Origin of the sequence: Vibrio sp. V03_P4A6T147 (assembly GCF_002241085.1) — a bacterium.
GTDB lineage: Bacteria > Pseudomonadota > Gammaproteobacteria > Enterobacterales > Vibrionaceae > Vibrio > Vibrio anguillarum.
The window spans coordinates 1-8441 of sequence record NZ_NDIO01000034.1 but is presented as its reverse complement, the minus strand read 5'-3'; the positions used below and the strand labels follow the sequence as shown (position 1 = coordinate 8441).

General features: G+C 45.3%; 7 protein-coding genes. 2 read left to right on the top strand and 5 right to left on the bottom strand.

Annotation, left to right across the window (positions count from 1 at the left end; translation table 11 throughout):
* Positions 1 to 15: 15 nt before the first annotated feature.
* Positions 16 to 918, bottom strand: a complete 903-nt coding sequence (locus B9J84_RS01275) for a hydrogen peroxide-inducible genes activator (protein ID WP_094123347.1) — start codon at positions 916 to 918, stop codon at positions 16 to 18.
* 196 nt (positions 919 to 1114) lie between these two features.
* Here B9J84_RS01275 and B9J84_RS01270 point away from each other — a divergent pair, with 196 nt between their 5' ends.
* A complete protein-coding gene (locus tag B9J84_RS01270; protein WP_010320425.1) occupies positions 1115 to 1726 on the top strand; it encodes a peroxiredoxin C in 612 nt (203 codons plus the stop codon).
* 256 nt (positions 1727 to 1982) lie between these two features.
* Entirely contained in the window at positions 1983 to 2720 is a 738-nt protein-coding gene (locus tag B9J84_RS01265) for a copper homeostasis protein CutC (protein WP_094123346.1), read from the top strand.
* Between the two features lie 66 nt (positions 2721 to 2786).
* Here the strand turns inward: B9J84_RS01265 and phoU are convergent, their stop codons facing one another.
* Genes phoU through B9J84_RS01245 form a run of 4 tightly spaced genes read right to left on the bottom strand, consistent with a single transcriptional unit; the run spans position 2787 to position 8230 of the window.
* Positions 2787 to 3485 (bottom strand): phosphate signaling complex protein PhoU, encoded by a 699-nt coding sequence (gene phoU, locus B9J84_RS01260; RefSeq protein WP_010320427.1) that lies wholly within the window; start codon positions 3483 to 3485, stop codon positions 2787 to 2789.
* 36 nt (positions 3486 to 3521) lie between these two features.
* Positions 3522 to 4340 carry a phosphate ABC transporter ATP-binding protein PstB gene (gene pstB, locus B9J84_RS01255; protein ID WP_010320428.1) on the bottom strand — a complete coding sequence of 273 codons (819 nt, stop codon included), beginning with the start codon at positions 4338 to 4340 and terminating at the stop codon, positions 3522 to 3524.
* Positions 4341 to 4342: 2 nt separating this feature from the next.
* On the bottom strand, positions 4343 to 5989 hold the full coding sequence (gene pstA, locus B9J84_RS01250; protein ID WP_017049412.1) for a phosphate ABC transporter permease PstA: 1647 nt from the start codon (positions 5987 to 5989) through the stop codon (positions 4343 to 4345).
* A gap of 39 nt (positions 5990 to 6028) precedes the next feature.
* Positions 6029 to 8230 carry an ABC transporter permease subunit gene (locus B9J84_RS01245; protein ID WP_047689050.1) on the bottom strand — a complete coding sequence of 734 codons (2202 nt, stop codon included), beginning with the start codon at positions 8228 to 8230 and terminating at the stop codon, positions 6029 to 6031.
* Between the last annotated feature and the right edge of the window lie 211 nt (positions 8231 to 8441).

Below are 8441 nucleotides of genomic sequence, written 5' to 3'. Positions count from 1 at the left end.
GAGTAAGACTAATCGCTAAAGTAAACCAGAAACCACATCCGCTAACTGCTTAAAAGTGTGAGTTCGCGATGAACTTGGCCGCCAGACTAAACCAATCTCTCGATACGCTTGCTGGCCAGGAGGCTCGATGACCACTAAATTTTGGTTTTCAACTAAGCCATGATTGATTGCCATTTGTGGAATGAACGTCGTCCCTAAACCATTGGCGACCATCTGCACTAAGGTATGTAAACTGGTTGCGGTAAATGGATTAATTTTCTCTTTGGCGGTTAACTTGCAAGCCGACACAGCATGATCCGTTAAACAGTGCACATTTTCGAGCAAAAACACCGATTCATCAGGCAGGTCAGCATACTTGATTGGCACACGGATGCTATCCATTTGATGACGGCTGATCACCATTTTGAATGGATCAATCCCCACGACTCGACTCTCCATTTTGCCGATATCGACAGGCAAAGCCAAAATCAACACATCAAGCTCTCCATGACGCAGTGCAGCCAAAAGGTTCGTCGTCGTATCTTCTCGTAATAATAAGTTCAACTTCGGAAAGCTGACATTCACTTCTTGCACTAAATCACACAGTAAAAATGGAGCAATGGTTGGAATACAACCCAGCTTAAGCTGACCTTGCATCTCATCGCCTTGGCAAACCTTGCCGAGTTCCACTAAATCTTGTCCTTTGGCAAGTAACTCTCTTCCTTGGCTAACAACCAGCTCTCCCGCTTGAGTAAACACTAACGGAGCTTTCTTATCCTTTTCATAAAGCGGGCAACCTATTAATTCCTCTAAATTTTGGATCCCTTTACTTAGGGTAGATTGACTAACAAAACAACGTTCAGCGGCATCACTAAAGTGCCGTGTTTCGTAGAGTGTTACTAAATAGTGCAACTGCTTCAAACTGGGCCATTTATTCATCGTTCTACTACTATCTTATTTGAGTGCCGTTTCTGATTCCGTCATTAGAGCTCATCGCTTTTTTCGATGAGACTAATCTATTTATTTCGCTTTTTACTATCCTACAATCTGTACTATAGTTTGTCTCGTTCAAAAACGGACTGGACCAGTGCTCATCACTGGTTTGGAACTAAACCTTATTCTTAGGAGCAAAAAAATGGTACTAGTTGGTCGTAAAGCCCCTGATTTTACTGCAGCAGCTGTTCTTGGTAACGGTGAAATCGTTGATAGCTTCAACTTCGCAGAATTTACTAAAGGTAAGAAAGCGGTTGTTTTCTTCTACCCACTAGACTTCACTTTCGTTTGCCCATCAGAGCTTATCGCTTTTGACAAACGCTTCGAAGATTTCCAAGCGAAAGGCGTTGAAGTAATCGGTGTATCTATCGATTCTCAATTCTCTCACAACGCATGGCGTAATACCGCTATCGAAAACGGTGGCATTGGCCAAGTAAAATACCCGCTAATCGCTGACGTGAAGCACGAAATCTGTAAAGCGTACGATGTTGAGCACCCAGAAGCAGGCGTTGCTTTCCGTGGTTCTTTCCTCATCGACGAAGATGGTCTTGTACGTCACCAAGTTGTGAACGACCTACCACTAGGCCGTAACATCGACGAAATGCTACGTATGGTTGATGCGCTTAACTTCCACCAAAAGAACGGTGAAGTGTGCCCAGCACAGTGGGAAGAAGGCAAAGCCGGTATGGATGCATCTCCAAAAGGTGTTGCAGCATTCCTAGCTGAGCACTCAGACGACCTAGGCAAGAAATAATTCTCCTTAGCCCGCGCTCAACTCGGGTCAATGGTTGGACATATAATAAAGCGTAAAACGCATCGCCAATCAGTTAAGAAGTAAAGTCCTTATCCAAGCCCAAAGCTAACGCTTTGGGCTTTTTCGTTGTCGTTCATTTAGCGAAAATGAGGCAGCATTGGTTGGTAAACTTTACCCCTATTTCTCACCCCAATCACACTGACGTCACTACTCTAACTTGCTAACATTAACCAAATTTTTCCAGCAGGATTTTGCTATGAATATTCAAGTTGAAGTGTGTATTGATAATATTGAATCGCTACACAACGCCATTAAAGGCGGGGCTACTCGCATTGAATTGTGTTCGTCTCTGGCATTGGGTGGACTGACGCCCAGCTTTGGTTTAATGAAAAAGGCCGCGCAAATTTCGAGCGTTCCTGTTTACGCGATGATTCGTCCGCGTCAAGGCGACTTTCTTTATGATCAGGATGATCTCGATTCGATGTTGATCGATATCGAGATGGCAAAACAGGCGGGACTAGACGGCATCGTCTTTGGTATTTTGAATCCGAATCGCACCATCAACCTTGAAGCAAGCTTACTGATGATGCAAGCCGCGCAAGGGTTGGGTACCACTTTCCACCGTGCGATTGATCAATACCACAGCTATGAACAAGCGATTGAAGACATTGCAAAATTAGGGTGTGAGCGTGTACTTACTTCAGGGTTAGCGCCAGATGCCTATGCAGGACGAGCCGTAATTGCACACATGGTGAAACTGGCGAATGGCCGATTCTCTATTATGGCTGGGGCTGGCTTAAACGCATCAAACGTGACTGACATTATCCGTGAAACGGGCATCACTGAAGTGCATTTGTCCGGCAAAACCACGCGTGCAAGTAGCATGGATATGATCGCCAATGCGGTGAAAATGGGCCAAGAGTCTGTCGATGACACCCTCATCCCAATTACCGATCCGGCTAAAATCCAAGAGGTATTACGCCAGCTTTCTTAACTTCGGCGACCATTATGTCTTGATGTAAGGTGAATAACTTTCCTTCACCTTACTTTACCCAAAAGGCTATTTGAGGATGTCATCAATCGATTGTTTACCTAAGTGGCGCACATCCTTACCTTTGACAAAATAGATGATGTATTCGCAGATATTCTGGCAGCGATCGCCCACGCGTTCGATGGCTCGTGCAGACCACATGACTTGTAATATATGTGGGATATTTTTAGGGTCTTCCATCATATAGGTCATCAGTTGGCGGATCACGGCTTCGTATTCGGCATCCAGCTTGTCATCCAAGCGGTACACTTCAGCAGCCGATTCAAGATCCATCCGCGCAAAAGCGTCTAACACTTGGTGCAACATTGCAATGGCTTGTCGGCATAAAGGTTCAAGAGAAACTCGAAATTTGCTCTCTTTAGGTGAAGGGCTTTCGATAGTGACGTAGGCAATTTTGGTGGCAACATCACCAATTCGTTCAAGGTCGGTAATGGTTTTGATGATCGCCATGATCAAGCGCAGATCCTTGGCTGTCGGTTGTCGCTTAGCGATAATACGCGTGCAAGCCTCATCAATAGAGACTTCCATCGCATTCACTTTGTGATCATCCCGAACGACTTTTCTGGCCAGATCGGCATCATCTTTATGCAATGCTTGCATCGCAAATGAGAGTTGTTGCTCCACCAGCCCGCCCATCGTCAATACATGAGTGCGAATCGATTCAAGTTCAACATTGAACTGCCCTGAAATGTGGCGACCTAGATGCATCATCGTTCCTTTTGAATATCGCTATTGACGAAAGTGTTAACCATATCGACCAGTAATATAGTCTTCCGTCTGTTTTTTCAATGGGGAGGTGAAAATAGAGTCAGTATCCGCATACTCAATCAATTTTCCCATATGGATAAAAGCCGTATGATCGCTCACTCTTGCCGCTTGTTGCATGTTATGCGTCACAATCACCACTGTGTATTTGGTTTTGAGATCGTTAATCAACTCTTCGATGGTCAAAGTAGAAATAGGATCCAAAGCAGACGTTGGCTCATCAAGCAACAGCACCTCTGGCTCAATAGCAATCGCTCTGGCGATCACTAAGCGTTGCTGCTGCCCACCCGAAAGGCCAAATGCATTTTCATGTAGGCGATGCTTCACTTCATCCCATAACGCAGCGGCTCTTAAAGCTCGCTCAACGGAGTCATCTAAGGTACGGCTATTTTTAATTCCCTGTAGACGAAGTCCATACACCACGTTTTCATAAATGGATTTCGGAAATGGGTTAGGTCGTTGGAATACCATCCCCACTCGGCGGCGCAACGTGGCGACATCCACATCTGGGTGATAGACGTTTCTACCATGCAGTTTGACTTCACCTTCAACTCGACACCCTTCGACCAGATCGTTCATCCGGTTAATACAGCGTAGTAAGGTTGACTTACCACAACCGGAAGGGCCGATAAACGCCGTTACTTGTCCTTTGGGAATTCGCATTGAAATATGGCTCAGCGCACAAGTCTGTTTATAGAACAGATTCAGATCTTCAATCGCAATCGCCGTTTGTTGATCGCTCAGATTATTGACATCTAACGGGGCGTGATAACCCAAAGTTTGATTGATGGAAAACATAATTAATCTTGCCCTAACGTTCGATATTTCTCACGCAAGTTATTGCGGATACTGATGGCCGTTAAATTCAGTGCCACAATCACTGTCACCAATAAAAATGAAGTGGCGTACACCAGTGGCCTAGCCGCTTCGATGTTGGTCGTTTGGAAACCAACATCGTAAATATGAAAACCTAAGTGCATGAATTTTCGCTCAAGATGTACAAAGGGAAACTCGCCATCCACAGGCAAACTTGACGCCAGTTTGACCACACCCACCAGCATCAAAGGGGCAACCTCACCCGCGGCTCGCGCAATGGCGAGAATAAGCCCAGTAATAATCGCAGGGCTTGCCATCGGCAATACTATGCGCCAAATCGTCTCAAAATGGGTAGCGCCCAATGCTAACGAGCCATGGCGTACTGCGCTGGGAATCCGTGTTAACCCTTCTTCCGTCGTTACAATCACTACGGGTAGAGTTAACACGGCTAATGTGAGCGCCGACCACAGTAAGCCAGGTGTACCAAAAGTGGGGGCTGGTAACCTTTCGCTATAGAGTAGCGTATCAATCGATGAGCCTATGGTGTAAACAAAAAAACCAAGACCAAACACCCCATAAACAATCGATGGCACACCAGCAAGGTTGATAACCGCAACACGAATGATACGAGTAAACAGATTCTCTTTTGCGTATTCGTGCAGATAAATAGCCGCCACAACACCAAGTGGCATGACAATAATCGACATCAACAACACCAACAGCACTGTACCAAAGATGGCTGGAAATACACCGCCTTCAGAGTTCGATTCTCGGGGATCTTCTGATAGGAAGAGCCACACCTGCTTTCCCCACTGGACCAATTTTTGCCCCAAAGTCATATCATTGGGATACCAAATATCGAGAATTTGGCTAAGTGGAATCGCCACTCGTTGCCCACTCATCTCTTCAACAATCAACGACGGCCCATTCATTTGCTGGCGCAGCGCATCTAACTTTTGTTCGGCAATAGCTAATTGGCTATCCAAATCCTGCTTTTTATGAAAATAGTGCTCTAAATAGGTTCGTTCTAGCTTTCCATTGAGTTCTTTACGACGCTTCTCTAAACGTAATTTTTCCGCGGCAAAGCCAATGACTCGGATCTCTTGGTCAATAACATCGTCAATTTGCTCTCTCAATAACGCGACATCCTGCATCCCTGCAGCGAGCATGGTCTGAACATCCGAACTCTCGCTTCCATCGGTTTGCACATAAGCAATCGGCTTGCCATAAAACTGTCCGTTACTCTTACGTTCTATTACCGCCCACCCGCTAGGCATTTGTTTATCCGACAGTTTAACATCCAGTATCGAAACAAAGTCCGCATGATTTCGCTCTCGGTTAGCGACTTTGATACTGAGCCGCTTCACTTCCCCAGCATCCAGTATGGCTTTGGGCCACGTAATGTCTAATGCTCTTAAGTGTGTTAATGGCACATTTTCCTCAGAGTAGAGCTGGCCAACCAGTGCTTGTCCCTCTTGAGTTTGCCATTGATAAAGTGGCGTCGGCCAAAAATAGGTTAATCCTTTCCAACCAATAAACAGGAGCAAGCCCAATACCGAAATCAGGCTGATGCTGACAGCACCGCCTGTTAACCATATCCAAGGTGAACCTGATTGAAACCACTTAAACATTTGTGATGATTTTTCCCAATTGATTACAAAGCACCTTGATTACAAAGCGCGATATTTGGCACGCAACCTTTGTCTGACCCATTCAGCAATCGAGTTCACACAAAAGGTGAACATGAGTAGCAATAGTGCCGCTAAAAAAAGCAACCGGTAATGGGAGTTCCCCACTTCCGACTCTGGTAGCTCAACCGCAATCGTTGCCGATAAGGTGCGCATCCCTTCTAAAATATTCCAATCTAAAATGGGTGTATTACCCGTCGCCATAAGAACGATCATTGTTTCTCCGACGGCTCGCCCCAAACCCATCATGATCGCCGAGAATATGCCAGGACTTGCCGTTAACAACACGACTTTGGTCAATGTCTGCCAAGGTGTTGCACCTAATGCTAATGACCCATCAGAAAGATGTTTAGGTACGGAAAAGATCGCATCTTCCGCAATAGTGAAAATGGTTGGAATGACGGCAAAGCCCATCGCAAAACCAACCACCAGCGCATTACGCTGATCAAAATCGATGCCGTTTTGCGCGAGATAAATCTGAATATCGCCATCAAATAGCCAAACTTCAATTTGGCTGCTATACGAAAAGATAACCACTGCACTAACGACTAATACGGGGATTAGTATCAATGCGTGCCACCCATTTGAAAAATTTCGCACCCATGCTCTCGGTAATAGGTGCCAACCTAGCCCAACGAGTAACATCACAATGGGTAAAAATAGCAGCAGCGCTCCGACCGCCGCGAGATGGCTTTCAATTAATGGCGCAAACCACAACCCCGCTAAAAAACCAATAATGACGGTTGGTAACGCTTCCATCAATTCAATCGACGGCTTCACCACTCGGCGCATTCTCGGTGACATAAAATAAGCCGTGTAAATCGCGCCAAACACCGCAATCGGTATCGCAAATAACATTGCGTATGCTGCGGCCTTAAGAGTGCCAAAGGCTATCGGTACTAGGCTAAACTTAGGCTCAAATTCATCGTTCGCTGACGTCGATTGCCACACATATTGAGGCTCTGGATAACTTTCGTACCACACTTTTTGCCACAATGATGAGAGTGATATTTCAGGATAATCATTATCCACTTTTGCCACGCTGATCTTCTGCTCGCTTAACGTAGCGAGATAAAGCTCATTATTGGACATGGCGGCCAATTGAGGGGCTTTGTTGTACATCCTCTCAAACAACACCAGTTTTTCACTGGTCGTATAATGACTTTGGATTGTGCCATTAGGGTAGAAACTGTAAAAACCTTTGCGATAAGTATCCGGCAGTAACAGCGTCACCTGCGGCGCTAATTTAAACTTACGAATCTGAGTCAGTTGACGTTCTTCATTTTGCAGCACATCAAACCATTGTGACACTAAGCCGTTACGGTGAGTCACCAGTAGCGAATAAGCACCGGACAATAAGTTGATTTGTGTCACGGCTCGATCGGAATTACCTTGGCTTAAATCAACCACTTCTCGCACGAAATAACCTTGACGACTCTTAACGGCAACAACCAATTCGGACCCTGAGCGAAGATAAAGCGTTTTACCATCTGGCGTAAAAAGCAATTGGTCCAAAGAAGGAAATGAGCCTTGAAACACAAAGCGCTGAATTGGTTCAACGTTATCACTCGTTAAGGTTTGTACTATCACCTCATCATTATCGAGATAAGAAGCGAAGAAAAGTGCCTCATCAGTAACGGCGAAGGCAAACTGGCGTAACGTTTGCGTTTTATGAGTCAGCCGAAATGTAGAGGGTAAACTGACGCGCTCAAGATAAGGAGAAAACTGGCGACCTTCCACGCTATGCAGATAACTGAATTTAGGGCGAGCAATAAAGACCTCTCCCGCCGCATTGCTAGCGGCAAACCACCCATTCAGCGGGGGAGCTTGGCTAAAAAGATCAACGCGAATAGGGAGACTATCCGACCACAATGCGTGTTCCGTTTTGCCGTCCAAGGGCCAAAAGTTCATGCTGCCATCAAGGTCAACAACAAAGGCATTCTCGCCGTATTCATCTATGGCCAAAAATTGAGGATTGGAAGTGGTTATACTCACTTGCGCCACGTTCCTTTCAATTTTTGCGCTACCAAAAAGAGGGAAAACAACCATCGCAAGATAGACAAAAATCAGCACTAAAGCGCCAAGTACACTCACGCCACCAAAACTCACAGCAAGGCGAACCAAACGGTCTTTTATCAACCGTTTTCTGTCACGTTCCTTCAATGAAAATTCACTTGGTGCCATTGCTCTCTCTACCCTTTTTCCTGTCTGCGTATAATATGTAATTTTCGTGACAAGTATATTACAACTCGCAATAAACGACTGAAAATAAAACAACTATACTCAACTTGCCTACTTGAAATAAAAATGTCACATAAAAGGCATAGTTTGCATAATCATCAATACCCGAATTGATTGCTGTGCAGAATCGCACAATCAGCACACAGAGGGTGAG